This is a genomic window from Lysinibacillus louembei (assembly GCF_033880585.1).
GTDB classification, from domain to species: Bacteria; Bacillota; Bacilli; order Bacillales_A; family Planococcaceae; genus Metasolibacillus; species Metasolibacillus louembei.
In genome coordinates, this window is sequence record NZ_CP137624.1 from 1,414,494 (window position 1) to 1,438,808 (window position 24,315).

Annotated in this window: 27 protein-coding genes and 1 other annotated feature; of the genes, 17 read left to right on the forward strand and 10 right to left on the reverse strand. The window is 38.1% G+C overall.

Annotated elements, in window-relative coordinates:
* Window positions 1-29: 29 nt before the first annotated feature.
* The 6 genes from R6U77_RS07025 to R6U77_RS07050 form a co-directional block, all read right to left on the reverse strand.
* The gene (locus R6U77_RS07025; RefSeq protein WP_293921708.1) at window positions 30-284 is read right to left on the reverse strand and encodes a hypothetical protein; all 255 of its coding nucleotides are present in this window, start codon (window positions 282-284) and stop codon (window positions 30-32) included.
* Window positions 285-415: 131 nt separating this feature from the next.
* Window positions 416-577 carry a hypothetical protein gene (locus R6U77_RS07030; RefSeq protein ID WP_293921706.1) on the reverse strand — a complete coding sequence of 54 codons (162 nt, stop codon included), beginning with the start codon at window positions 575-577 and terminating at the stop codon, window positions 416-418.
* 33 nt (window positions 578-610) lie between these two features.
* A complete protein-coding gene (locus R6U77_RS07035; protein ID WP_319837939.1) occupies window positions 611-1,420 on the reverse strand; it encodes an ABC transporter ATP-binding protein in 810 nt (269 codons plus the stop codon).
* Window positions 1,420-2,451, reverse strand: a complete 1,032-nt coding sequence (locus tag R6U77_RS07040; protein WP_319837940.1) for a FecCD family ABC transporter permease — start codon at window positions 2,449-2,451, stop codon at window positions 1,420-1,422. The genes R6U77_RS07035 and R6U77_RS07040 overlap by 1 nt, the downstream gene beginning before the upstream one ends.
* The gene (locus R6U77_RS07045) at window positions 2,448-3,443 is read right to left on the reverse strand and encodes a FecCD family ABC transporter permease (protein WP_406601098.1); all 996 of its coding nucleotides are present in this window, start codon (window positions 3,441-3,443) and stop codon (window positions 2,448-2,450) included. Before R6U77_RS07045 ends, R6U77_RS07040 begins: the two co-directional genes overlap by 4 nt.
* Window positions 3,444-3,483: 40 nt before the next feature.
* The gene (locus R6U77_RS07050) at window positions 3,484-4,563 is read right to left on the reverse strand and encodes an iron-siderophore ABC transporter substrate-binding protein (protein WP_319837942.1); all 1,080 of its coding nucleotides are present in this window, start codon (window positions 4,561-4,563) and stop codon (window positions 3,484-3,486) included.
* Between the two features lie 145 nt (window positions 4,564-4,708).
* Here R6U77_RS07050 and R6U77_RS07055 point away from each other — a divergent pair, with 145 nt between their 5' ends.
* The 9 genes from R6U77_RS07055 to R6U77_RS07095 all read left to right on the forward strand — a co-directional run bounded on the left by R6U77_RS07055 (window position 4,709) and on the right by R6U77_RS07095 (window position 13,697).
* On the forward strand, window positions 4,709-5,533 hold the full coding sequence (locus R6U77_RS07055; protein ID WP_319837943.1) for a DUF2268 domain-containing putative Zn-dependent protease: 825 nt from the start codon (window positions 4,709-4,711) through the stop codon (window positions 5,531-5,533).
* Window positions 5,530-5,985: a GerMN domain-containing protein gene (locus R6U77_RS07060; protein WP_319837944.1), complete on the forward strand. Its 456-nt coding sequence runs from the start codon at window positions 5,530-5,532 to the stop codon at window positions 5,983-5,985. The genes R6U77_RS07055 and R6U77_RS07060 overlap by 4 nt, the downstream gene beginning before the upstream one ends.
* 49 nt (window positions 5,986-6,034) lie before the next feature.
* Window positions 6,035-6,283 (forward strand) — a binding site (T-box leader).
* A 110-nt stretch (window positions 6,284-6,393) separates the two neighbouring features.
* On the forward strand, window positions 6,394-8,034 hold the full coding sequence (metG, locus tag R6U77_RS07065) for a methionine--tRNA ligase (protein ID WP_319837945.1): 1,641 nt from the start codon (window positions 6,394-6,396) through the stop codon (window positions 8,032-8,034).
* Between the two features lie 235 nt (window positions 8,035-8,269).
* Window positions 8,270-9,331 carry a ribosome small subunit-dependent GTPase A gene (gene rsgA / locus R6U77_RS07070; RefSeq protein WP_319837946.1) on the forward strand — a complete coding sequence of 354 codons (1,062 nt, stop codon included), beginning with the start codon at window positions 8,270-8,272 and terminating at the stop codon, window positions 9,329-9,331.
* A gap of 293 nt (window positions 9,332-9,624) precedes the next feature.
* Window positions 9,625-11,238: a glutathione ABC transporter substrate-binding protein gene (locus tag R6U77_RS07075; protein ID WP_319837947.1), complete on the forward strand. Its 1,614-nt coding sequence runs from the start codon at window positions 9,625-9,627 to the stop codon at window positions 11,236-11,238.
* A gap of 102 nt (window positions 11,239-11,340) precedes the next feature.
* The gene (locus tag R6U77_RS07080; protein ID WP_319837948.1) at window positions 11,341-11,841 is read left to right on the forward strand and encodes a DNA-deoxyinosine glycosylase; all 501 of its coding nucleotides are present in this window, start codon (window positions 11,341-11,343) and stop codon (window positions 11,839-11,841) included.
* Window positions 11,842-12,019: 178 nt separating this feature from the next.
* Entirely contained in the window at window positions 12,020-12,490 is a 471-nt protein-coding gene (locus R6U77_RS07085; protein WP_319837949.1) for a DinB family protein, read from the forward strand.
* An 18-nt stretch (window positions 12,491-12,508) separates the two neighbouring features.
* Window positions 12,509-13,021 carry a methylated-DNA--[protein]-cysteine S-methyltransferase gene (locus R6U77_RS07090; protein WP_319837950.1) on the forward strand — a complete coding sequence of 171 codons (513 nt, stop codon included), beginning with the start codon at window positions 12,509-12,511 and terminating at the stop codon, window positions 13,019-13,021.
* A 103-nt stretch (window positions 13,022-13,124) separates the two neighbouring features.
* Complete coding sequence (locus R6U77_RS07095; RefSeq protein WP_319837951.1) at window positions 13,125-13,697, forward strand: tetratricopeptide repeat protein; 573 nt, start codon at window positions 13,125-13,127, stop codon at window positions 13,695-13,697.
* Window positions 13,698-13,820: 123 nt separating this feature from the next.
* Here the strand turns inward: R6U77_RS07095 and R6U77_RS07100 are convergent, their stop codons facing one another.
* Window positions 13,821-14,588 carry a TSUP family transporter gene (locus R6U77_RS07100; protein ID WP_319837952.1) on the reverse strand — a complete coding sequence of 256 codons (768 nt, stop codon included), beginning with the start codon at window positions 14,586-14,588 and terminating at the stop codon, window positions 13,821-13,823.
* A 98-nt stretch (window positions 14,589-14,686) separates the two neighbouring features.
* Here R6U77_RS07100 and R6U77_RS07105 point away from each other — a divergent pair, with 98 nt between their 5' ends.
* Window positions 14,687-15,373 carry a YjjG family noncanonical pyrimidine nucleotidase gene (locus tag R6U77_RS07105; protein WP_319837953.1) on the forward strand — a complete coding sequence of 229 codons (687 nt, stop codon included), beginning with the start codon at window positions 14,687-14,689 and terminating at the stop codon, window positions 15,371-15,373.
* 355 nt (window positions 15,374-15,728) lie between these two features.
* Here R6U77_RS07105 and R6U77_RS07110 read toward each other — a convergent pair whose 3' ends face one another.
* The 3 genes from R6U77_RS07110 to R6U77_RS07120 all read right to left on the reverse strand — a co-directional run bounded on the left by R6U77_RS07110 (window position 15,729) and on the right by R6U77_RS07120 (window position 18,342).
* Window positions 15,729-16,409 (reverse strand): ABC transporter permease, encoded by a 681-nt coding sequence (locus R6U77_RS07110; protein WP_293921673.1) that lies wholly within the window; start codon window positions 16,407-16,409, stop codon window positions 15,729-15,731.
* Complete coding sequence (locus R6U77_RS07115; RefSeq protein WP_293921672.1) at window positions 16,406-17,254, reverse strand: ABC transporter ATP-binding protein; 849 nt, start codon at window positions 17,252-17,254, stop codon at window positions 16,406-16,408. Before R6U77_RS07115 ends, R6U77_RS07110 begins: the two co-directional genes overlap by 4 nt.
* Window positions 17,255-17,400: 146 nt before the next feature.
* Window positions 17,401-18,342, reverse strand: a complete 942-nt coding sequence (locus R6U77_RS07120) for a LytTR family transcriptional regulator DNA-binding domain-containing protein (RefSeq protein ID WP_293921671.1) — start codon at window positions 18,340-18,342, stop codon at window positions 17,401-17,403.
* 98 nt (window positions 18,343-18,440) lie between these two features.
* On the opposite strand from R6U77_RS07120, the gene R6U77_RS07125 reads away from it, so the two are divergent.
* From R6U77_RS07125 to R6U77_RS07155, 7 genes are all read left to right on the forward strand, one after another.
* The gene (locus R6U77_RS07125) at window positions 18,441-19,073 is read left to right on the forward strand and encodes a FusB/FusC family EF-G-binding protein (RefSeq protein WP_293921670.1); all 633 of its coding nucleotides are present in this window, start codon (window positions 18,441-18,443) and stop codon (window positions 19,071-19,073) included.
* Between the two features lie 15 nt (window positions 19,074-19,088).
* Window positions 19,089-20,252, forward strand: coding sequence for an MFS transporter (locus R6U77_RS07130; RefSeq protein ID WP_319837954.1), 1,164 nt, complete (start codon window positions 19,089-19,091; stop codon window positions 20,250-20,252).
* A 105-nt stretch (window positions 20,253-20,357) separates the two neighbouring features.
* Complete coding sequence (locus R6U77_RS07135; protein ID WP_293921668.1) at window positions 20,358-20,672, forward strand: PadR family transcriptional regulator; 315 nt, start codon at window positions 20,358-20,360, stop codon at window positions 20,670-20,672.
* A 3-nt stretch (window positions 20,673-20,675) separates the two neighbouring features.
* A complete protein-coding gene (locus tag R6U77_RS07140; RefSeq protein ID WP_319837955.1) occupies window positions 20,676-21,713 on the forward strand; it encodes a DUF4097 family beta strand repeat-containing protein in 1,038 nt (345 codons plus the stop codon).
* Window positions 21,714-21,796: 83 nt separating this feature from the next.
* Window positions 21,797-22,444 carry a nuclease-related domain-containing protein gene (locus tag R6U77_RS07145; protein WP_319837956.1) on the forward strand — a complete coding sequence of 216 codons (648 nt, stop codon included), beginning with the start codon at window positions 21,797-21,799 and terminating at the stop codon, window positions 22,442-22,444.
* Between the two features lie 120 nt (window positions 22,445-22,564).
* A complete protein-coding gene (locus tag R6U77_RS07150; RefSeq protein ID WP_319837957.1) occupies window positions 22,565-23,401 on the forward strand; it encodes a putative RNA methyltransferase in 837 nt (278 codons plus the stop codon).
* A 3-nt stretch (window positions 23,402-23,404) separates the two neighbouring features.
* Window positions 23,405-24,286 (forward strand): NAD-dependent epimerase/dehydratase family protein, encoded by an 882-nt coding sequence (locus R6U77_RS07155; RefSeq protein ID WP_319837958.1) that lies wholly within the window; start codon window positions 23,405-23,407, stop codon window positions 24,284-24,286.
* Window positions 24,287-24,315 lie beyond the last annotated feature (29 nt).

Consider the following 24,315-nt stretch of genomic DNA (forward strand, 5'->3'; position numbering starts at 1 on the left):
GTAGCTAAATTTCGCACATAAAGTGTGTTTTACCAAAAGAACAGTGATGCTAAAGCAATACCTGCGATGGCACCAATTGCGATACCGTAACCAAAGCCAGGGCGTGGTCCCCAGCCCCAATAGCCTAGGCGATAGCCACCGAATCCTCGGTCAGGCTCCAGCCAAACCATTTTGCGATCGACATTTGTAATGCGTCCTACGTGTACACGCCCGTCTGTGTCTGTAATGCGAACTCTTTTCCCTTGATACTGACAGCATAAATCATACATTTCTGCTCTACCCATATTTGTCCCTCCTTTTCCCATGTCATACACCTTAATATATGTAGGAAAAATTGATAGACATAAGTTAGTTGACTATGTAAAATCCCAATATAAAAGCTTTGGCTACCCAATAATTTGGCTAGCCAAAGCTTTTAATTACTACTCGTATATTTATTATCACCGACTAAATAATTTGCATCCTCACTAGCTTTATGAGAAGAAGGGTGGTTTTTTAATCGTTGATTGCGCTTCTCCACATAAATGCCTAGCCCTATGATGAAAGACAATAAAGAAAAGACAAATGCATAAAACATAGTAGTCCTCCTTTAGTTTCCTATTTTCATTTATTATATGGCATTTTCAGAATGATAGCGACCAATAGGAACGATTAAAGGTGTTTTGGAAACTGGATCTTCGATAACTGTGCTTTCTAAATCGAAGGTTTCTTTAATCAATTGGCTAGTCACAATCTCCTTTGGTGCACCCTCTGCAAGCAAGCGCCCATTTTTTAAAGCAAATAGGTAGTCTGCATAGCGGGCGGATAAGTTAATATCATGTAGCACCATAACAATTGTCGTTCCATATTTTAAGTTTAACTCTGTTAATAAATCTAAAATTTCCACTTGGTACGTAATATCTAAAAATGTTGTTGGTTCGTCTAAAAATAAAATATCGGTTTGCTGTGCTAAAGCCATCGCAATCCATACGCGTTGACGCTGACCACCTGATAATTCATCAATATTGCGGTCAGCGAATTCTGTAATTTTCATCATTTCTAAAGCCTCAGCAACAGCCTCATAATCTTGCTTTGACCAGCCTTTAAACAATGTTTGATGAGGAAAGCGTCCACGCCCCACTAAATCAGCCACTGTAATCCCTTCTGGTACGACAGGGGATTGTGGTAAAAGCCCTAATACGCGTGCTAATTGCTTTGGCGGCATTTGATGAATTGACTTACCATCAAGTACAGCTTGCCCGTCTGTTGGCTTAATCAAGCGCGCCATTGTTTTTAACAATGTGGATTTACCACAGCCATTTGCCCCAATAATAATGCTTATTTTATTGCTAGGAATCGCGATGCTAACATCTTCTAAAATGGTTTTATGCTCATAGCCTGATGTGATATGTTCAGCTAGAAGTGTATGTGTTGCTTTCATTATATATCTCCCTTTCGATTGATTCGAATTAACAAGTAAATCAAGTAAGGTGCACCGATGATGCCAGTAATAACACCTACAGGATATCTAGCTGTAAATGCGAATTGACCTATTAAGTCTGCCGCTAATACTAAAATAACACCAATTAAACCAGCTGGCAGTATATTTGAAAAACCAACACCTGCAATTCTTTTCGCAATTGGTCCTGCAAGGAACGAAACAAAGGCAATTGGCCCTGTCGTAGCTGTAGCAAGTGCAATCACTAATACGGAGCAAACAATTAAAATAATGCGTGTTTTATTCGTGTTCACACCAAGCGAAGTAGCTGCATGTTCACCAAGCTCTAGCATTTCTAAACGGTTACTGTAAACGAACAAAATCGGTGTAAACACAATCACAACAAATATTAATGGATAGAGCGTTTCCATTTTTGCGCCGTTTAAGCTCCCACTTAGCCATCTCATAGCAGATGGGATATCATGTGTATTACCAATAATCATTAAATAGGAGATAAAGGCGTTTAGCATCGCTTGAATACCAATACCGATTAAAATTAATCGACCAATGGCAAAAGAAGAGCTTTTAGATAAGACATAAATAATAAGTACTGTAGATAGCCCACCAACAATGGAAGCAAAGGATACAATAATATTACTTGCCTGTAAAACAATGATACAAAATACTGCAGCAGCACTAGAGCCTGCTGTAATACCAATGACATTGGGATTCGCTAAAGGATTGCGCAACATCGTTTGGAAAATATAGCCCCCAACGCCAAATGCAAAGCCTGTAAATACGGCGGCTAGCATTCGTGGTAATCGAATTGTGCTGACAGCAAAGGAGGCCCCTTGTACATCTTCACCTAAAAGAACACGCACTACATCACGAACAGGATAAATCGTATTCCCAAGCATTAGCATCGCACCACAAAGCAGTAGTGAAATAGCAATGAGCACAGAAGTGGTAATGACAAAGCGTCTTTTTCTTTGCTGTCGGCCTTTCATTATGGATTTCAATGTTTCATTCATCATAACGCACGCATTTTCGCTTTCATCGTAATTATAATTAAGATAGGAGCGCCAATAAAGGCTGTTAAAATACCTACCTCCAGCTCACCAGGGCTGCCAAGAAGTCGACCACAAACATCTGAAAATGTCAGAATAATGGCTCCTGTTAAGGCGGACATTGGGATAATTAAGCGTATATCTGGTCCAATCATCAGGCGGACAACATGAGTAGCTAATAGGCCGATAAAACCAATAGGTCCCGCTAATGCTGTAGCAGCACCACATAAAAGAACGCCGCCTAGTGCGGCAAACATCCGCAATGTACCAGTGCGGACGCCTAAGCCTGTTGCAACCTCATCTCCCAGCGCTAAAGCATTTAAGGCAGGGGCCGTGAAGAGGGCAATTAATCCACCAACAATGAGAAATGGAATGAATAACTGAATAGCATCCCAAGTGCTTGCACCAACACTTCCTACTTGCCAAAAGCGGAATTGATCCATGACATTGGAGCGTGGAATCATTACTGCGACAACTAATGAAGATAAAATGGCACTTGTCGCAGCGCCTGCAAGGACAAGCTTTAATGGCGTAGCCCCACTTGCTCCCATTGAGCCTATACCAAAAACAAAAACAGCAGTAAGCATTGAACCTGCTATTGCTAACCATATGTATTGGTTTGCTGAACTAATATTTAAAAAAGCAATACCACAAACGACAAAAAGGGATGCCCCCATGTTGACCCCTAAAATACTTGGGTCTGCAATTGGGTTGCGTGTAACGGATTGCATCAGCGCTCCTGAAACCCCTAGTGCTGCCCCACACATTAAACTGAAAATTGTTCGTACGATTCGTTGTCGCACAACATTGGCTTCGTGGGACTCGACATCAGGATGGAATAATCCATCCATCAGTCCAGTCAAGCCAATTGTACGAGAACCGAAGAGAAGTGAAGCGACAATACAAATTGCAAGTAAAATAATCAGGATGATTAAAATTTTACCTAAATGCTTCGGCATAAATAACTTCTTATTTTCGGTAGCTTGTAACTTATTCATATTATTTTACATTTTTTGCTGCAGCTGAAATTAATGATACGTATTCATCAATTGTATAAGCAATTGATAATGGGCTAGGCGTACCAGCAGCAGCAAGTGGTGTGCCATCGCCAACAACGACAACATTACCTTGTTGAATTGCTGGCACTTTTCCTAAGATTGGGTCAGCCTGTAATGTAGCTAATGTTGAGTCATCGCCATACACAACGAAAATTTCTGTATCAACCAAAGCGTCTGCGTTTTCAGAGCTTAATTCAAGGTAGAAGCTACTCGCATCTGTTACTAAGCTTTGAAGACCTGCTGGGAATTCCATACCTAATTCTTCTAAGAATCCACCGCGTGGATCACCAGGTGTGTAAACATAGAATTTTGATAAATCATTCATCATAAACATAGCAAATGCTGCTTTTTTTCCTTTAAATTCAGGGTGTTCATTCACTTTATCTTGAATTAATTTTTCAGTATCAGCAAGTAATTGCTTTCCTTCTTCTTCCATTCCCATACCTTTAGAGTTTAGGAGAATTTGGTCTTGCCAAGAAGTTACCCAAGGAATGTCCTTATATGCAACTACAGGTGCAATTTGGCTTAATGTGTCGTAGTCCTCTTGGGTGATACCAGAGTATGCAGCAAGAATTACGTCTGGATTAGAGTCAGCAATTGCTTCAAAATCTAAACCATCTGTATCTTGATAAATATTTGGATTTTCTTCACCAAGCTCTTTTACTTTTTCAGCAGTCCAAGGAAGCATTAGTTCTCCATCTTGCACGCCATAATTTGCTGCTGAGAAACCTACAGGTACAACACCAAGTGCTAATGCTACATCATGGTTAGCCCATGCAATTGTTGCCACACGCTCAGGTTTTTTGTCAATTACTGTTTCCCCAAAGGCATGTTGAATTGTAATTGGGTATTGTTGCTCATCTGCTGAAGTCTCTTTATTTGTGTCTTCAGTTTTATCATTTGTAGCTTGTTCTTCTTTTTTTGGCTCTTCCTCTTTTGATGAATCAGAGCATGCTGCTAAAGCAAAAACAGCTAATGCCATAAGCATTAAGAAAAACAAGGAATTTTTTACTTTTTTCATTTGAATAACCTCACTAAAGTTTGATTGATTGATAATGAGAATCTTTATCACTCGATAAAATCATACTATGATTTTATCGAAAGTCAATCTTTTTTTAGTGAAAAAGTATATGAATTATATGGAAAGCATATATTAATGAAAAAGGATGAAAGCGATAGGCGTTATTGAAACAGCACCGATACTTGCAAATATAGTTAAGCTATGCAGCAATCAAAATGTAGTAAAGATGGCAGACATTCATTGTGATGTGCTATGTACACCATTGCAAAAAGTGTTTCCATGGGCATCTAAAGAAGCAATTCAATATGAATTATTATGTAATGGTTTATTTCAGCCATTTGAGTGGCAATGTGCAGGGCGATTATTGCAACACGAGGAAATATGGTCAATTGTTGAGCAAGAGTATGAACGTTTGCGTGCTTTATGGCAGGGACCTGATGTAGAAATTTATATTTTGCCGATTACAGCAGGTACACCAAAGAAAAATGGCGTTGCCTATCCAAACGGACTTTTTTTATTTGTATCAGAGATGCTACATGTAGAAGAATTAAGAGCATTGCTAGCGCATGAATACAACCATATTTGTCGCTTGCATTATGTAAAGCGTGAGCCTAGTCAATTAGCATTGCAGGATTCGTTGGTGATGGAGGGGCTTGCAGAATGTGCTGTAGAGGAATTATATGGAATGCAGTGGCTGTCTCCATGGACAAGGCGCTATACAGTGGAGCAAATTCAGCCAATTTGGACAGAGCATTTTCTTCCTTCATTACAGTTAATCGATGTAGAAAAGCATCAGCCTTTTTTATTCGGAAATTATGAGAAATTACCTAGTTGGATTGGCTACTGTATTGGGTATAGAATAGTAAAGTCTTTTCAACAAGCAAATAGCTTCACATCGATGCAGCTATTGCACATGCCAACGGAAGTAATCGTTGAAGGCTCAATCTTACAAAAGGAGGGCTCATCATGAAAAAATGGCTATGGATTAGCGTTTTCGCTTTCGCTTTTTTAATAGGATGTTCACCAGAAAGCTCAGCAAAAGGGAAGCAAACCATTACAGTTTATGAATCAGACGCAAATGCGGAGTATGTGATTCCACGTGAGGTAAGCTATAAAAAAGGCACGGAGGAAGCCTTAATTCATTTTATTTTTAATGAAGTGGTTGCTGAAAAAGTTAAATTAATTGATTATCAAATAGAGGACGGTACGCTTGTATTAAATTTAGATGATGGTGTGCGACTTGTACAAGGGTCAGCTGGAGGTCAAATGTTTATGGGATCACTTGCAGAATCCTATTTTAAAAATTTCCCTGATGTTCAAGAAATCATGCTGTTGCATAATGGTTCATCAAAGGAACAGCTAGACCACGTTTTTATTGGACAACCGATTACACGTGAGCAGTCATTTCAAAAACCAAAATAGACGCTTGTATTCCATTTCATTTAGATGTATGATATGTAACAACTTGAAATGAAAAGCGTTGAAGAGGAAAGTACAGTAGGGGATTGTTTGATAGAGAGCTTCTGATGGTGGAAATGAAGCAAGCAAACCTAGTGGAAAATGGCCTCGGAGCTGCGTACCGAACAATAAAGTAGGCTACGACGAGAAAGGCACTCGTTATAACAGCAGCAGTATCTCGCATGCGACGTACTGATGGAGGCAAATAGTGTGAGCTATTTGTAAATATAGGTGGTACCACGTTAATTTAGGCGTCCTAATCTTTTTAGATTAGGGCGCTTTTTTATTTTGAAATGGATTTTTTCGAGCTAGCTTGAAAAAATCTGGACACAATTATGCAAAGCACAATTGATTTTAAAGGAGGATTTCAGCATGGCAATTGTTATTGGGGGAGCTTGGCCATATGCCAATGGTTCATTGCATTTAGGACATGTTGTAGCATTATTACCAGGAGATATTTTAGCGCGTTATTACCGTCAAAAGGGTGAGCATGTATTATATGTGTCAGGGAGTGATTGTAACGGTACGCCGATTTCCATTCGCGCAAGTCAAGAAAATACAACTGTCGCAGCCATTGCAGACCATTATCACAGGGAGTTTGAAGAAAGCTTTACGAAGTTAGGCTTTTCGTATGATTTATACACAAGAACAGATGCACGACACCATCATCAAGCAGTGCAGCAGCTATTTTTACAGCTACTTGAAAAGGGCCATTTATATAGCAAAAAAGTGGAGCAGGCATATTGTGAAACAGACAAGCAATTTTTACCTGACCGCTTTGTAGAAGGTATTTGCCCGAATTGCGGTGCAAAGGCGAGGGGAGATCAATGTGACAACTGTTCAGCCATTTTAGACCCACTTGATTTATTGGAAAAGCGCTGTAAAATTTGTAGCAATGAGCCTGTCATTAAAGAAACAGAGCATTTATATTTTGCCTTTAGTAAATTTCAAAAAGAGTTAGAGCAATTTGTTGCACAGGCGAAGCAGGAGAAGCGCTGGCGCGATAATGCGATTGCTTTAACGACCCGCTATTTAGCAGAAGGTGTGCCAGATCGTGCAGTGACCCGCGATTTACCAAATGGTATTGCAGTACCGATTGATGGCTTTCGTGATAAAAAGATTTATGTATGGATTGAAGCTGTCGCAGGCTATTTAACGGCAAGCATAGAGTGGGCACAGCAGCATGGAGAAGAACTAAAGGATTGGTGGAATGAGGAAACGATATCCTATTATATTCACGGCAAAGACAACATTCCGTTTCATAGTGTTATTTGGCCCGCTATTTTGATGGGGTTGAATAATCCATCATTGCCAACACATATCATTTCAAATGAATATTTGACATTGGAGAAAAGAAAGCTATCGACAAGTCAAAATTGGGCAGTATGGGTTCCTTATATGATTGAAAAATATGATGCAGATTCAATCCGTTACTTTTTAACAGTTAATGCACCTGAAAATCGCGATGCAGACTTTTCATGGCGAGAATTTATTTACAGTCATAATGGGGAATTGCTTGGTGCATATGGCAATTTCGTTAACCGAACATTAAAATTTATCGAAAAATCATTTGAAGGCATTGTGCCAAATAGGAAAATAGATGAAGCAATTCGTCAGCAAACTGTTAGGCTTTATGAAAGTGTGGGCACGCTTATTGAAAAAGGTCATTTCAAGGAGGCGTTAGAGCAAGTTTTCTATTATATACGCGGGGCAAATCGTTATTTTGATGAGCAGCAGCCGTGGCTACAAGTGAAAGAAAATGTGGAGGCAGGGAAACAAACATTAGCAACATGCACATATATCATTGCGAACTTAGCGCAGCTATTGCAGCCGTTTTTGCCATTTTCTACAGAGAAAATTCGCACAATGCTGCAACTCGAAACGATTGAATGGCAGGAGCAAATTGTCCAGCCAACGCATTTACAAGCGATTACACCTTTATTTGATCGCATTGATATAGCACAAATTGAAGAGGAATATAATACATTAATTTCAAATAAAGTTGACTTGTAGAAAATATTCAGTTATAGTTGATTTACAAATTATCGGAAGTAGGTGATGTGACATGATGAATACGATTGCGATTGACAAACTGCCATTCAGCTTGTTCACTTTCACACGCCTACAGTGTACGTTTTGACGTATGCTTGTTTAGCTTTGTAAAAAAGCTCCTATGTGTGTAAAAGTCTTGAACTGCTGAAATGGCAGCTCAGGACTTTTTTTATATACACTTTAGGAGGAATTTACATTGAATTTAGGATTAACAGCATTTTTTAGTGAGCAAATCGAACAGTTAGAGGATAAATATAAAAAATACGTGCCAGCACGTGTGGTGTTGGAGCATAAGCATTCATATCGCGTTATAAGTGAGCATGGAGAGTGGCTAGCGACGATAGCGGGGAATTTTGCATATAACGCTTTTGCGCGCGAGGATTATCCAGCAGTAGGGGACTGGGTGTTAGTTGAGCAAATGCCTGGAGAGGAAAAGGCGATTATTCATAAGCTATTACAGCGTAAGTCAGTATTTTCACGCAAAGTGGCAGGTTTAGAAATTGAAGAGCAAATTGTTGCAGCAAATGTTGATATTGTACTCTTAGTAATGAGCTTAAATGAGGATTTTAATATTCGCAGACTAGAGCGTTATTTAGTGGCAGCATGGGATTCTGGTGCAACGCCTGTTATTGTTTTAACAAAGGCGGATTTGTGCGATGATGTGGCACATTATGTGTCAGAGGTGGAAAGTATCGCATTTGGTGTAGAAGTAATTGTAACGAGCGTAGTAACGGGTATTGGCTTTGAGCGATTAAGCGAGCTGTTCCCAGCGGGTGTGACAGGAGCGTTACTAGGATCTTCTGGTGCGGGGAAATCTACTTTAACGAATGCCCTTTTAGGAACAGCACATATGAAAGTTTCTAGCATTCGAGAAGACGATGCCAAAGGGCGTCATACGACAACACATCGCGAGCTAGTAGCACTTGATTCAGGTGGCTGTTTAATTGACACACCAGGTATGCGCGAGCTACAGCTTTGGAATCAATCAGATAGCCTTGCTGCAAGCTTCCAAGATATTGAACAGTTAATGGAGCAATGCCGCTTTAGAGATTGTACGCATAAAGGAGAGCCGCATTGCGCTGTACAAAAAGCGATTGATGAGGGAGTACTGGAATCAGCACGTCTCCAAAGCTATTTCAAGCTACAACGTGAGCTAGCCTATATTGAGCGCAAAACAGATGCGCAGGCAAAGCAGGCTGAACAGCGCAAATGGAAGCAAATTTCTAAAGGGATGAAATCGAACAAAAAATATAAGTAATATTTTTTTATCTGCCAGAATTGTTGATTGAAAGAATTGAATTTTTACAAACAATTAGCCTTCACCTCATATTTTGAGGTGGAGGTCTTATGTTATTTATGGATATATATGTATAATCATGAGTATTTATAAAAGTTGTGAAAATATATAGAATCTAATTTACTGCTTTAATAGTGGCAATCATTTAATTCAATTTATATATTATGAATAAGGGTTGATTTTTAAAGAAAATTCAGATAATATTTAAAAAAGATAATTCTCTGAAAAAGAGATGATAAAGGGAGGATTTGCGAATGAAGAGTAATAAACTATGGCTAGTGCTTTTAATATCGGCACTTATCGTTGTTCTTGCCGCATGCGGTAGCGATGATAAAGGGAAAGAGACAGATAAAGAAGGCGATACAGCAAGCAATGACAATGAAAATACAGAAACAGTAACTGGTGGTAATCTAGTTTTAGAAGTATTATCAGAGGCTGTTGAGCTTGACCCACACGGTTCAAATGACGTGCCGTCTAACAACGTACAAGCAAATATTTATGAAACTTTAGTAGTACGTAATTTTGACACAGGTGAAATCGAGCCATTGTTAGCAGAATCATGGGAACAAATTGATGATTTAACATTACAATTAAAATTACGTCAAGACGTTAAATTCCATGACGGAACACCTTTCAATGCAGAAGCTGTAAAAATTAACTTAGACCGTTTATTAGACCCAGTAGTAGCATCACCACGTGCTTCAAACTTTGAGCCTATCGAATCGGTTACAGTTGTAGATGAATATACAGTAGATATTAAGACAAAAGCACCTTATGGGCCGCTATTAGCGGTATTAACACATGCTGGTGGCTACATGATTAGTCCAGCGGTTATTGCAAAAGATTATGAAGAAGCAGGTGACGATGCTTCAAAGCTTCGCGCTTATGTAAATGCCAACCCAGTTGGTACAGGCTTCTTAAAATATGATGCATGGGTTCCAGGACAAGAAATTCGTTTAGTGAAAAATGAAGAGTATTGGGGCGAGAAAGTAGCTTATGATTCAGCAGTATTTAAAACAGTACCTGAAAGCGCAACACGTGCAGCTGACTTAGAAGTAGGTAACGCACATATTATTGATCCAGTACAACCAACAGAAGTAGCAATGGTAGAAAACTTTGCAACAGTAAATGAGCAACCATCGATGTCTATCGCGTACATCGGCTTTAACGCACAAAAAGCTCCATTCGATAACGAAAAAGTGCGCCTAGCAATTTCTAAAGCAATCGATCGCGAAGAAATTTTACAAGGTGTTTATGATGGCTTTGGTGTAGCTGCTAAAGGTCCATTATCACCAATGATTTGGGGCCAAAGCGACGATATTGTACCACAGGACTACAATATTGAAGAAGCAAAAGCATTACTTGCAGAAGCTGGATATCCAGATGGCTTCAAAACAGCAATTTGGACAAATGACAATCCACAACGTCAACAAATTGCGATTGTTTTACAAGAAAAATTAAAGCAGTTAAATATTGATGTTAGCATTGAGGTAATGGAGTGGGGCGCATATTTAGAGAAAACGGGCGCTGGCGACCATGAGATGTTCATCCTAGGCTGGTCTGCATCAACAGGTGATGCGGATGGTGCATTATATCCACTATTCCACACATCTGATATTGGTAACAACAACCGTACTCGTTTCTCAAATGCTGAAGTAGACAAATTATTGGATGCAGCACGTGTTGAAACAGATAGTGATACACGTTTAGGCTACTATAAAGAAATTCAAACGCTTCTTAACGAGAAAGCACCAGCGGCGTTTTTACACCACCAAGCTTATTTAACAGGTGTAAGCAAAAAAGTAACGGACTTTACAGTTGATCCAACAGGTATTTACAAAATTCAACATGTGAAATTAACCGAATAATCCTGTTATAGACAAAGCCGATTTCGGCTTTGTCTATAAATATTTTCTGCATTATATAAATGATTGGTATACTAAATGTACAAACAAAAGTAGGTGAGAATTGTGCGACAAAATAGTTTACCACCCATTATTGATGAAAATACGAAAGTGCTGATTGTTGGGTCAATGCCAAGTGTACAATCATTAGAGAAACAACAATACTATGGCAATGCTCGTAATCATTTTTGGCCAATTATTGCTGTACTTGTAGATGAGGAAATGCCCGACGATTATGCACAGCGTGTTGCTCTGTTGAAAAAGAACGGAATTGGCTTGTGGGATTCGATTCAATCATGTGAACGGCAAGGGAGCTTAGATACCAATATTCGCAACGAGGTAGCAAATGATTTCACATGGTTATTTCGAGAATATCCTCACATAAAAGCAGTGCTATTTAATGGAGCGAAAGCATTTGATGTATTTAAAAAGCATGTAGGGTTAGATATATTAGCTGGATATGATTATCAAAAAATGCCATCGACAAGCCCGATACCAGGAAAAAATATTAAGACATTTGAGCAAAAAATAGAAGCTTGGCGTGTTATAGAACAATATATTGTATAGTTTAGCAAACTGTTTGAAATTTGCTGTTTTTTTGATTATGCTGTAATAAAGTGAAGCTTTTAATAGGGACTTGTCTCTATTGCTTGTTAGTGGAAAGAATCGAGTAGCTTACATCGTAAAATGGCTTTTTGGTGCAAATGTTTTATTGGATAAGGTGACGATTGAAAGGGGATTTTTTATGTATCGTACAATAGAGGATTTTTCAAAAGATTGGCATGTCTCTTCAAAAGGAACGCTGAATGTATTCAAAGCGATTACAGATGAAAAAATGGGCCAACCCATTGTAGAAGGTCACAATACACTAGGTTGGTTAGCGTGGCATTTAGTTGGAGTAGCCGGCGCATTTGGACACTTTGCGGGCTTACAAATACCTGCTCCTGGACCAGATATGGAGATGCCTAATAATATGGCAGATATTGTTGAAGCATATGAGGCAGTTATTGACGCATACCAAAAGGAAATCGCTACATTGTCTGATGAACAGCTGACAGAGGAGGTAGCTGCATTTGGCGGCTCCATGCAACGTGGTGCTCTGTTTAGAGTACTAATCGACCACCAAACACATCACCGTGGTCAAATGACAGTATTATTACGTCAAGCAGGCTTAGCTGTGCCACCAGTAATGGGACCAACTGCTGAAATGAGTTAACATAATGGGGGTATTCAAATGTCTAAAAAAATCTATTGGACAAATTTCTGCTATGAAAATATACAATTCGTGATTGCGGCAACAGAACAGGGCTTATGTTACACAGGCTCATTAAATGAAAATGAAGAAGAATTGCTTGTATGGGCAAAAAAGCGTTATAAAGATAGCGAAGTAAAAGAAGATGAGCGTAAATTAAAGCCTTACACAGAGCAATTTATCGAATATTTTCAAGGGCAAAGACAGCAGTTTGATTTTGCAATAGATTATAAAGGTACCCCTTTCCAAGAAAGTGTATGGAAGGAATTGCAGAAAATTCCTTATGGAGAAGTCTGTACATATTCAGACATTGCAAGTCGTATTGGAAACCCGAAGGCAGTACGAGCTGTAGGTGGAGCAATTGGAGCAAATCCAGTAATTATCGTGATACCATGTCATCGAGTTATTGGGAAAGACGGCTCTTTAACAGGATTTAGCTCAGGTATGGAGCTGAAAAAAGCTTTATTGGTAGTTGAGGGAAAACTATACGTATAGCAAAATAATGTTAATTAAGATGGCGCTTTTCACAAATATTTAGATAAAAGTAATGGATTATTCAACAATTGTAGCATTATAGAAAGCTAAGGAGAGGGTTTTCGTGCTAATAAACGACTTTGATCAAAGGCTCCAAGAGGTTAGGCAGTTAATTTTTATTGATGAGAATGATTTTTTACGTGAAAAATGTCCAGACACAGACAAGTTATACGCTGCTCTCCGTTTAGGTGATGCTCTTTTACTGCAACCAACGATAGAAAATGATTTAAAGTATAAAACATATCGTAAAGTTGGTTATTTAAATAGACTAGTAGGATGTATCGCAACATCGTTATATTACTTAAAGGAAGCGTTAGATTATTTTGAGCCAAGGGGCGGAGAAGAGTATGTGCTAACGCTTATTAATTATGGAGAAACAATCAAGCATACGAAAGAATATGAAAAATCACTACATATATTTGAACAAGTATTAACATATTGCAATGAACATAATTTACCACAGTTTGAGGATAGCGTATGGCAGTTTAAAGGGAAATGTTATTTAGAGCAGGGCGATGTAGCAAGTGCAGAGCGCTGTTTTTATAAAGCATATACAATCCGTAAAAAGCGCAATGATAAAAAAATGCTTATTCCATCTGAAAATGCCTTGAAATATATCGGTAAAATTAAGCGTTAAAAGGCAGCCTGACAAGTAGTCAAATGAGCTATTTGCTAGGCTGTCTTTTTTTATAATTCAGCCCCTGAAGAATGAGGCATGTTCGCAAAAATCTGGACGCAATTATACGAAGAGTCAATTGAATTATTTAAAGAAATCATAAGTATTTTTAGCTAATAATGTAATCGTTACAATGATAAATAATATGCGTACATAGCCGCTTCCACGTTTAATAGCATATTTTGAACCACATATAGCTCCTGCAATTTGTGCTGCTCCCATAATAAGACCATATGCATAATTCATTTGTCCAAGTGACATAAACATCAACAATCCGCCAATGTTGCTCCCAAAGTTTAAAAACTTTGCATTGCCTGCTGCTTTTAAAAAATCAAAGCCAATGATAAGAAAGGCAAAAATTAAAAATGAGCCTGTTCCAGGGCCTAAAAAGCCATCGTAAAAGCCGATAGCAAATAATACAAACAAAAAGGCAATAAGCTTTTTAGTCGATAAGCTTTTATAGGTAGATAGCTGTCCCCAATCCTTTTTGAAAATTGTATAAATTGCTACAGCAGCTAGCATGACCAGCATTAATGGCTTTAAAACTTCTGGGTTGATTAAATGAACAACCCATGCTCCAAGCATTGAGCCGAAAAATGATAAAGGAAACCATTTATAAACAGATTTCATATCGAGCTTTCCAGAACGATAAAAGGTAATCGTACTAGTCAGAGAACCTAAGGAACCTGCAAGCTTATTAGTTGCAACAGCAGAAGCAGGGCTCATTCCTGTAAAAAGCAATGCAGGCAGTGTAATAAGGCCACCCCCACCAACAACAGAGTCAACGAATGCGGCTAAAAAGCCGAAGAAAATTAAAATAATAATTAGTGAAATATCTAAATCAAAGGGCATTGTTCAACCTTCTTTCTATTGTACAATTGAATCGTACCTGAAAATAGCTCATCATCACAACAATATTTTGCTATAGTAAAAAGGTGAGGTGAAAGTGATTGAAAAAATATCAACATTTATTATTTGATTTAGATGACACATTACTCGATTTTGGAGCGGCAGAGGATTTGGCACTGCATCGTTTATTTGAGGAGCAAAAAATTCCTTTAACTGAAGAGGTAGAAGAAAAATACCGTCAAATTAATAGCAGCTTATGGACACAATTTGAGCATGGCGAAATTACACGTGATGAAGTGATTACGACGCGCTTTGCTAAATTATTTGCAGCATACGATCAAGGAGTTGATGGGGTACTATTTGATACGAAATATCGCAATTATTTAGCGGAAAGCAAAGTGTTTGTGAAGGGAGCATGGGAGATTGTCAATGAGCTAGCGCGTCAATTTGATTTATATTTAGTGACCAATGGTGTATCTGTAACTCAATATAAACGTTTGCAAGTAACGGGATTAGCTCCATTTTTTAAAAATGTCTTCGTATCTGAGGATACAGGCTATCAAAAGCCAATGAAAGGCTATTTTGATTATGTATTTGAACGTATTCCCAATTTCCGCATAGAAGAGGCATTGATTATTGGTGACTCTTTTTCGGCAGATATAGTAGGCGGTATTCAGGCAGGTATCGACACTTGCTGGTTCAACCAGCATGGCAAAGCGCCAGTTGAAAATTACAAACCTACATATGAAATAGCAGAGTTACAGCAGCTAGCGAAAATTTTATTATAAAAAAGTCGATGTACACCAAAAGCTTTGGTATGTACATCGATTTTTTAGTTTCGATTACAATATAAAACACTGTAATGTTTTTGATTTTCTTTGTAGTTCGTAGTTTATTATTTTCATCTTTGTCACCGCATATGAGCAAGCTGTGCCGCAAATTGAGCAGATGCCTGTACAGTTTGATGCTGCGGTGGTGATTTTGATTCAAGTAGCCATAAAGAAGAGTAGTAGGCATCTGAAATCGCAATTAGATACATGATAAATAATAAATATTTGGTTCAATGATTCAACAAAAATTTCTCCTTATATTTGAAAATTGGTGCCCTAATTATTGTACGGCTATCGTAACAAAAGGTTTCAATTAATCTACCATGCGTTTTTTACAAAGGATAATTGCCACAACCCAAGCGAGGATTGTCCATAGTGCAATACCAATTAACGGTATAACCATTTCACCTTGAGCTAAGTCGGCTAATTGTGTACTTGGCAGCCATTTAGCGATTTTTAGGAATTCAAAACGTTCGGATAACATCATAACAAATGGACCGAATGGGAAAATAATAGCAACTGGTAATATCGTAAATGTTGTTTCCAATGTTGACTTAGCAAATAAGCCACAAATTGTGCCTAAAGCTGCATAAAATAATATGGAAAGAAACATCGCAACGATAGAGGCAATGCTTGGCATATAGTCAACAACATAGCAACAAACAGCAATAACGATAGCAGATATAGCTGAAACTAACGCACTTTTACCAATTAAAATATCTGCAAGTGAGGCAGGGGAAAGCAATAAGCTACGCAGTGTATTGCGTTCCTTTTCCTCGGCAATCAGAGCAGCTTGCACAAAGGCTGTTACCATACCGAAAGTGAAGGCAAGCGGGAACAATAGTTGTTGTGCTGGTTCTACCCCATCCATTCTATATAAAAATGCCATAATGATTGGGAAAAATACCATGATTGAAATCGCATAGTTGCGAGAAAACTCCTTGTAATCCTTCATAAAAATGGCTTGAATACGTGTAATTGAAATGTTCATCATTGTAAGTCACTCCCTGTTATTTTCATAAAAATATCGCCTAAAGTCGGTTCGTTTGAAAAGATGCGAGCAATTTGATTATTTGCCATCCAATTGTGTACAATTTGAGCATTTTGCGCTTCGTTTTTAATCACATGAGATGAGCCATCGACCAGTTCAACCGTGATTGTTTGCTCGCTATATTGCTCCTTTAATTGCTTTGGTGTGCCGATTGCTTGAATCGCACCTTTATTTAAAAAAGCAACACGATGGCACAGTGTTTCAGCTTCTTGCATATCATGCGTTGTTAAAAAGATGGTTGTACCTAGCTCATTTAAAGCGCGCAACCCTTTGTAAATATGGGCTGTGTTGACAGGGTCTAATGCAGAAGTTGGCTCATCTAAAAATAGAAGCTCTGGTTTATGCAAAATGGCTCTTGCTAATAAAACCCGCTGTGTCATTCCCTTTGATAACATATTTACTTTTTTCTTGTGCTCGCCATATAAATTGACAAATTCAAGCGCTTCTTTAATAGCTGTTGTTGGGACATCATATAGCTTGCAATAGAGCGCTAAATTTTCCTCGATTGATAAACGTGTATAAAGACCACTGTTATCCGTTAAAATTCCAAATTTTTTCCTATTTTCGCTGTTTTGCATTGCACTAACAGGCATATTGAACACATTTGCTTCACCACCATCTTTATGGAGCTGTGCTGTTAAAACTTTAATTGTAGTTGTTTTGCCAGAACCACTTGGACCTAAGAAGCCAAAAATTTCCCCTTTTTGAATAGAAAATGTTACATCTGCTAAAGCGTTTGATTGTTGGAATGCCTTTTTTAAATGATGAACATCAATAATTGTTGTCATATCGTATTTCCCCTCCGTATTCGTTATGCCTTAAATATAATGCAAGATTAGAAGCATCGCATTCATTTCGTGACGAAAAGAGGGGAAATAAAGGTGATTGGAGCTATATGAGGATAAATGGAGCAAATTATTTCCCCGGAAATTCGCTAAATTCCGATAAGCTCTTTTAATGTGGCGAGTTTATTTTTAGATAAAGGGACTGTTGTTTTTGTTGTTGTATGAATGGATAAGCTATAGCTATTTTTTGTCCAAGTAATAATTTCACGTACCTTTTGTAAATTGACAATATATGAACGATGACAGCGAAAGAAGCCTAAAGGTAAAAGACGCTGTTCAAGCTCTGTTAAAGTTAATGAACAAGGATATGCTTCACCTGCTACATAAATAGAAACATCGCCCTCCACACTTTCTATATAGTCAATTTCAGGTGGATTAAATAAAATAATTTTGTCATTTTTCTTTGTTGGGATTTTCTCGATTTTGATCGGAGAAAATGAAGCAATGTCGTTTGGTGTTGTATCTTGTCCCACAACATCTAATAAACATAAGCCCTGCGCATCTAAACGATTCGTTTCGTGACACGAAATAAATAAATCCTCTAAATTATTAGATAGCAATAAAAGCATTTTTTGTGTCATTTTTTCAAATAATTGTACTGTTAATTGTTTTGAAAAATCCTCCATATTTTGTAGAGGTTCTTCCACAACAATAATTGAGGCAGGTGTTAAATAAAGCTTTAAATAATGAAGTAATTGACGATTACTATTGGATAATTGATGGACTTTCATTTTTTGGAAATCAGTTAAATGAATAAGCTGCAATAATGCTTCCGTCGTTTCAGCGGAATTAAATAGCTTTTTGAAAAAGGCAACATGCTCCTTTACTGTTAAACGATCATACAAATTATCATCTTTTAAATGGATATAGCTATTTGGTAGTTTCATCAACATCTTTAATACATATTGTATTTTTGCTTGGTCTGTATAAATACCCATAATAAACTCTGGATGGTATGGAATTGCTAACGAAGGGCAAATAATATTGCCAGCTTCAACATAAGCAGGAATATCGATTGTTGTTGTGTGCATGGAAAAACCTCACTTTTAGTAAGCTAATCTTATTATATAATAGAGAAGAGCATGTTAAAATAAATAGTTAATGCTGAAAGTAAAGGAAGTGCTATATAATGACACCATTTTTAACAGTTGCAGAAGTTCGTTTAATTGAGCAGCAGCTAATGAAAATTGTAAATGCCAAGGCCTCGTCAAAGGATGCCAATATATTGGCGACAGTAAGAGAGCTTGCAATGGCTACATTGAATGAAAAATTGCCACTTGGAGAAGACAAGGAGACGCTATTAAAAGCTGCTGAGGCTGTAGAGGATCGACTAGATGTCACATTATTTCTAGAAAATTTGCATGTTTATACGATTCCATTTAAAGCAATTTCAGAAAAAGGGATTGAAAAACTATTTAAAAAAGAGAAAAAGCTAAAAATGCCTAAGTTAGATGAAGTGAACTGGAAGGGCATTAGCTATTTATCATGGCAAGATATCGGCACACATCGTCAATATATGATTATTGAGAGAGAAGGGCAGTTTACAGGCTTGAAGGGAACAGTAAGTGGCACGAATGCGAAAGGTATTTGTGCGATTTGTAATGAGCATTCAGATGTCCACCTGTTTACAGCGAAAGTAAAGGGACAGGCTGATGCCTATAAATCATATAGCCAATATATTTGTGATGATGTGGAGAAATGTAATCATCGCATTAAAGATTATGAACGACTTGTTCAATTTGTTGAAAATAACTTGGTTTAAATAAGGAGATACGTGATGAATAAAGCTATTCTTTTACTCGTATCCGTGCAATTCTTTGTTTATGTAGGATTCGGTTTAATTATTCCTGTTTTACCAGAGGTCATTGTCCAGCAAGGCTTTCATCCAATGCATGTCGGGGGCTTACTGACAATTTATTCACTTGCAAGCTTTTTTACAGCCCCTTTATGGGGACGTTTATCTGATAAAGTAGGGCGTAAAAAATTAATTTTAGTAGGCTTGCTTGGTTTTAGCTTAAGCTTTATGCTAGTTTCCATATTTATTGATTCATTGCCAATGCTTTATGCTTCACGTGTTGTGGGGGGCTTGTTTTCAGGTGCATTGTATACAGCCGTAACAGGCTTTATTGGCGATATTTCAAATGAGGACAACCGCAATAAATATATGGGCTTTATGGGAATGTCGATTGGGTTAGGCTTTATTTTTGGTCCAGCAATCGGTGGTTTACTTGGAGAAATTAGCGTACGGATGCCATTTACTGTATCGGCGATTTTAATTTTTGCGCTATTCTTTTATGCTTTAGCTATATTGAAGGAGCCGGAAACATATCGCAAGACAGAGGGGCGCGTCATTATTCCGCTGGCTGCTGGCAAGCTATTTAGCTATCGCATCCGCTATTTATTTATCTTTTCGTTTTCAGTGACATTTTTATTAGCGGGTGTTGAATCGACATTGCAGCTATTCCAAATGGATGCGATTCAAATTACCTCTGCGCAAATTGGCTCGCTATTTTTATTTAGTGGCTTTGTCGACTTTTTCATTCAAGGAATGGTCGTGCGCAAAGTAAAGGATGGACAAGAACCAAAGTGGTTAATGCTGGCACAAATTATTACAGCAATCGGCTTATTGATGCTACCATTTACGAATAGCTTAGCCTTTGCTGGTGTCGCATTATGTGTATTTACAGCAGGCAATGCACTTGCCAGAACGTTAAATACATCGCTTGCCTCGAAGGAGTCTGGCGGAATGTATGGCACTGCTGCGGGAGTTATTTATTCAATGGATAGCTTAGGGCGCATTATCGGGCCATTATTTTTCACATGGCTGCTGACAATGGAAGGTGGAAAAACATATTATTTATCAGCAAGTATTGCGGTTGCCAGCATCATGCTGTTGTGGGTTTTTACAAAAAGTGTGAAGTCTTTAAGGCAAGCAAAATAGGGCTACTAAAAAAGTAGTCCTATTGTTTTTGGATTAGTACCTTGCATTGAACAATAGTAGATGCTATACTACTAATTAATAAATAGTAGTGAAGGGGGGAGCCAAATGAATCCACAATTTAAAAAAGGTGTATTGAATTTATGTGTGCTTGCATTGCTTGAACAGCGTGATATGTATGGTTATGAGCTGGTGCAAGCTATTTCCAGTAAAATCAATATTTCAGAAGGTGCAGTTTATCCATTGCTACGTCGTCTAACAGCAGAAGGCTATTTTACAACCTATATGGTGGAATCGACAGAAGGACCTGCTAGAAAGTATTATCAAATTACGGAAGATGGCAAGGCGCAATTGCGTATACAAAAGATGGAATGGGAACATTTTTATCAAGCAGTAAACAGTTTAATAAATGAGGGGGAGTAATTAATGATGGAACAACAATTTTTAAATAAGCTAGAGCAAGCGTTAGTAAAATTAAATGATGGTGAACGTCAAGATATATTGCGTGATTTTAAGGAATATTTTGCAAGCGGTCAGGCTGAAGGAAAATCGATTGAAGAAATGATTGCTTCCTTAGGTGATGTGAATGAATTAGCAGCAGAGCTATTAAAGGCATATTCAGAGCAAGAATTTGTGCAAACATCAAAAGCTGTTAAGGAAGAGGAATTCAGCTATATTAAAATTGACAGTGAGCTTGCTGCTGTTGAATTGCTACCATCGCCTACTGGGAAATTTTATACAGAATTAAAAAGCAAAGGTGAGCAATATACGATGGATGTGGAAATTGCTAATAACACACTAACAATAGATATTCAGCGTGAGGAAGGCAACTTTAAGATTTTTGGTGTAAATATTAATTTTAATTTCAATATAAATAACGGGGCAACTGCATTCGTTTATGTACCAGAAAAGCTTTATGAGAGCATTGTTATTAAAAATGAAATTGGCGGCACAGTGATTGAAAGGCTACAAGCGAAAGATATTAAATGCCGCACATCTGTTGGGAAGGCTAAGCTAAAAAATATTTTAGCAAGTGATTTAAATATCAAATCAAGCGTTGGGAAAGCGGAGCTTCAATCTGTTCATGCCACAACAGCTACCGTTAAAAGTGATGCTGGAAAAGTCGTAATTGAGGACTCTATTGCTGAGGTTTGGCATGTTAAATCAGAGGCGGGGCGTGTCGATTTAGTCAATGTACAAGGAGAAATTGATGCCCGTACAGAGGCAGGTAAGGTGACATTAAATGTTGAAAGCATTACAAAGCCACTCAGCTTGAAAACAAGTGTAGGGAAGATTGAAGTGTTAACAGATAAAAAGATTGATAATGCGACGATTGAGGCGAAATCAGAGCTAGGGAAAATTTCGATTTATGGCGAGCGTAGTAAGCGTCTGGTCTATGGTGCAGGAGAGAATTTGATTAAGCTAAAAACGGAGCTAGGCAGCATCACGATTGATCAAAAATGATAGTTCGAAACGTACGTAGTCAAGTAGCTGTTAGTTTGTTACAATAGCAGTAAGAAACAATTGTCTACGAGGTGACGCACAAAATGGTATGGATACTGCTAGGTATTTTTCTATTAATAGTAATAGTGATGTTAGTTATTTATAAATATGATGATTCTTTGTTTAGTAAGGCTACATCGTATTCAATTTTTGATGTGCTAAGCAGTAGTAGAATTCGAACATTATATACGTTAACAAATGAATTAAAAGCTACAAAAGAAAAGTATGATATTTTATTTGATGTGCAACTTCAATCGGACGAAGCGCCTGTTGATGCGCTGATTATGCATACTTCAGGTATTTATATTATAAGAGTAGAACAGAAAAAGGGCTGGATTGCAGGGCGTGAGCAAGATCTTGAATGGTCACAGCTTTTATATAAAGACCGAAAAGAAGCTTTTCCAAATCCAATTCACCAAGTGCAGCGTAGCATTTATGCATTGCGTGATTTATTGCCTAATATTGATGTTGAAGCTTATAAAACAATTGTTGTTTTTACAAATGAATGCTCCTTCCAAAAAATTGAGCTACATTCCGATAAAATTGATGTATTGAAGGCAAAGGATTTGAAAAGCTGGATTACCGATTTACGTGGACAGAAAGATCAATTATCGCCTGAAAATGTGCAGGCGATTTATGACACATTGAAGGACCGAAAAGATGCGGTACATTTAACAACAAAAACAGCTTAATTATGAAAATGCCAGAAAAGTAGATAGCTGCTTTTTTGGCATTTTTTATTTGAATGAGCATCTATTTTTGTTAAGGGCTATTTTCCTGTACAATAAAGAAAACAGTTGTAGGAGAGCACGATGAAACAATTATCAAAAAGAGCAGCAAGCATTCATTGTATAAAGCAGCATATCAGCTTATTTGCCTGTCCATTTTGTCATACGCAAATGCAGCTAAATGACTCAGGAACAATGAGCTGTAGTCAAAAGCATTCATTCGATATGGCGAAGCAGGGCTATATGAATTTTATGACAAGGCCTGTCGCTTCGATGTATAGCAAGGAGTTATTTGAGGCACGTCAAGAAGTGATTGCGAGCGGTCTTTATGACCCGCTGCAAAGGAGAATTGCCGAGCTACTTAAGAATGAGCAAATGATTTTAGACACAGGCTGTGGTGAAGGGTCACATTTAGCTCGTATTTGCGCACAGCTACCGCAAGCAGTCGGTGTTGGAATTGATATTTCAAAAGAGGGGATTATTGCTGCCGCTAAGTTTTATAGTGATAAAATTTGGTGTGTTGGTGACTTAGCGAATAGCCCATTCCAATCAAAGAGTTTTACAACGATTTTAAATATTTTATCGCCTGCTAATTATGAGGAATTTAAGCGCCTGCTTCAGCCCGATGGCAAGGTAATTAAAGTTGTGCCACAGGAAGGCTATTTGCAGGAGCTACGACGCCAAGCATTTGCGGATTCTGAGAAGGAAAGCTATTCTAATGCGCAGACGGTGGAGCGTTTTAAAGATAGCTTTGCGAAAGTGGATGTGCAACGGCTTACTTATACTGTGCAATTATCAACAGAGCTTGTGCCAAAATTGCTGCAAATGACGCCAATGGGTTGGCATATTGAAAATAGCACAGCAGTCGAGCTGCCACAAATTACGATTGATGTTGATATTTTAGTTGGGGAAGGGGAATAAACAATGGGAACAGTTTTAGTATTAGGTGGTACGCGATTTTTCGGACGTAAATTAGTAGAACTACTATTAGGAGAAGGGCATCAGGTGACAATTGCAACGAGAGGGCAGTCAGGTAATCCATTTGGAGATAAGGTGGAGCATGTTGTTATTGACCGAACAAACGCAAGTGATTTACAGGCATTGATGGCAAATCGCACATTCGATATTGTGTACGATAATATTTGCTACTCACCAAATGAAGCGAAGGCATTTTGCGATGTATTTAATGGCAAGATAGGCAAGCTTGTGTTCACTTCTACATTATCCACATATGAAATCGATGGTGCTGTAAAAGTAGAGGAAGATTTTGACCCGTATAATTATGAAATTCGCATGGGTGATACAGCTGATTTCACGTATGGGGAAGGGAAGCGTCAGGCGGAGGCAGTGTTTTTCAAATACGCGAAGTTTCCTGTTGTAGCAGTAAGATTCCCAATCGTCATGGGTGTAGATGATTATACAGAGCGATTACATTTTCATGTAAAGCGTGTAGCGCAGGGAGAACCGATTGGCTTTGTCAATATGGATGCGGAAATGTCATTTATTCAAGCAGAGGAAGCCGCACGCTTTTTGTTATGGGCGGGGCAAACGTCAGTGGAAGGTCCATTTAATGCAACGGCAACGGGTGCAATAACATTGCAAGCATTAATGAATTTAGTGGAAAAGGCGACAGGCAAACGAGCAAAAATTGCTCTTTTAGGGGATGATAAAATTCGCTCACCATATGCGATTCCTGCATCATGGTATATGAAAAATGATAAAGCGACAATGGCAGGATTTGAATTTTCACAGCTTGATAGCTGGCTAGAAAACTTGGTGCAACATATTGCACAGCAGTATGCTTAATTGAAAAAGTGCCTCTTTTTGATTAAAAT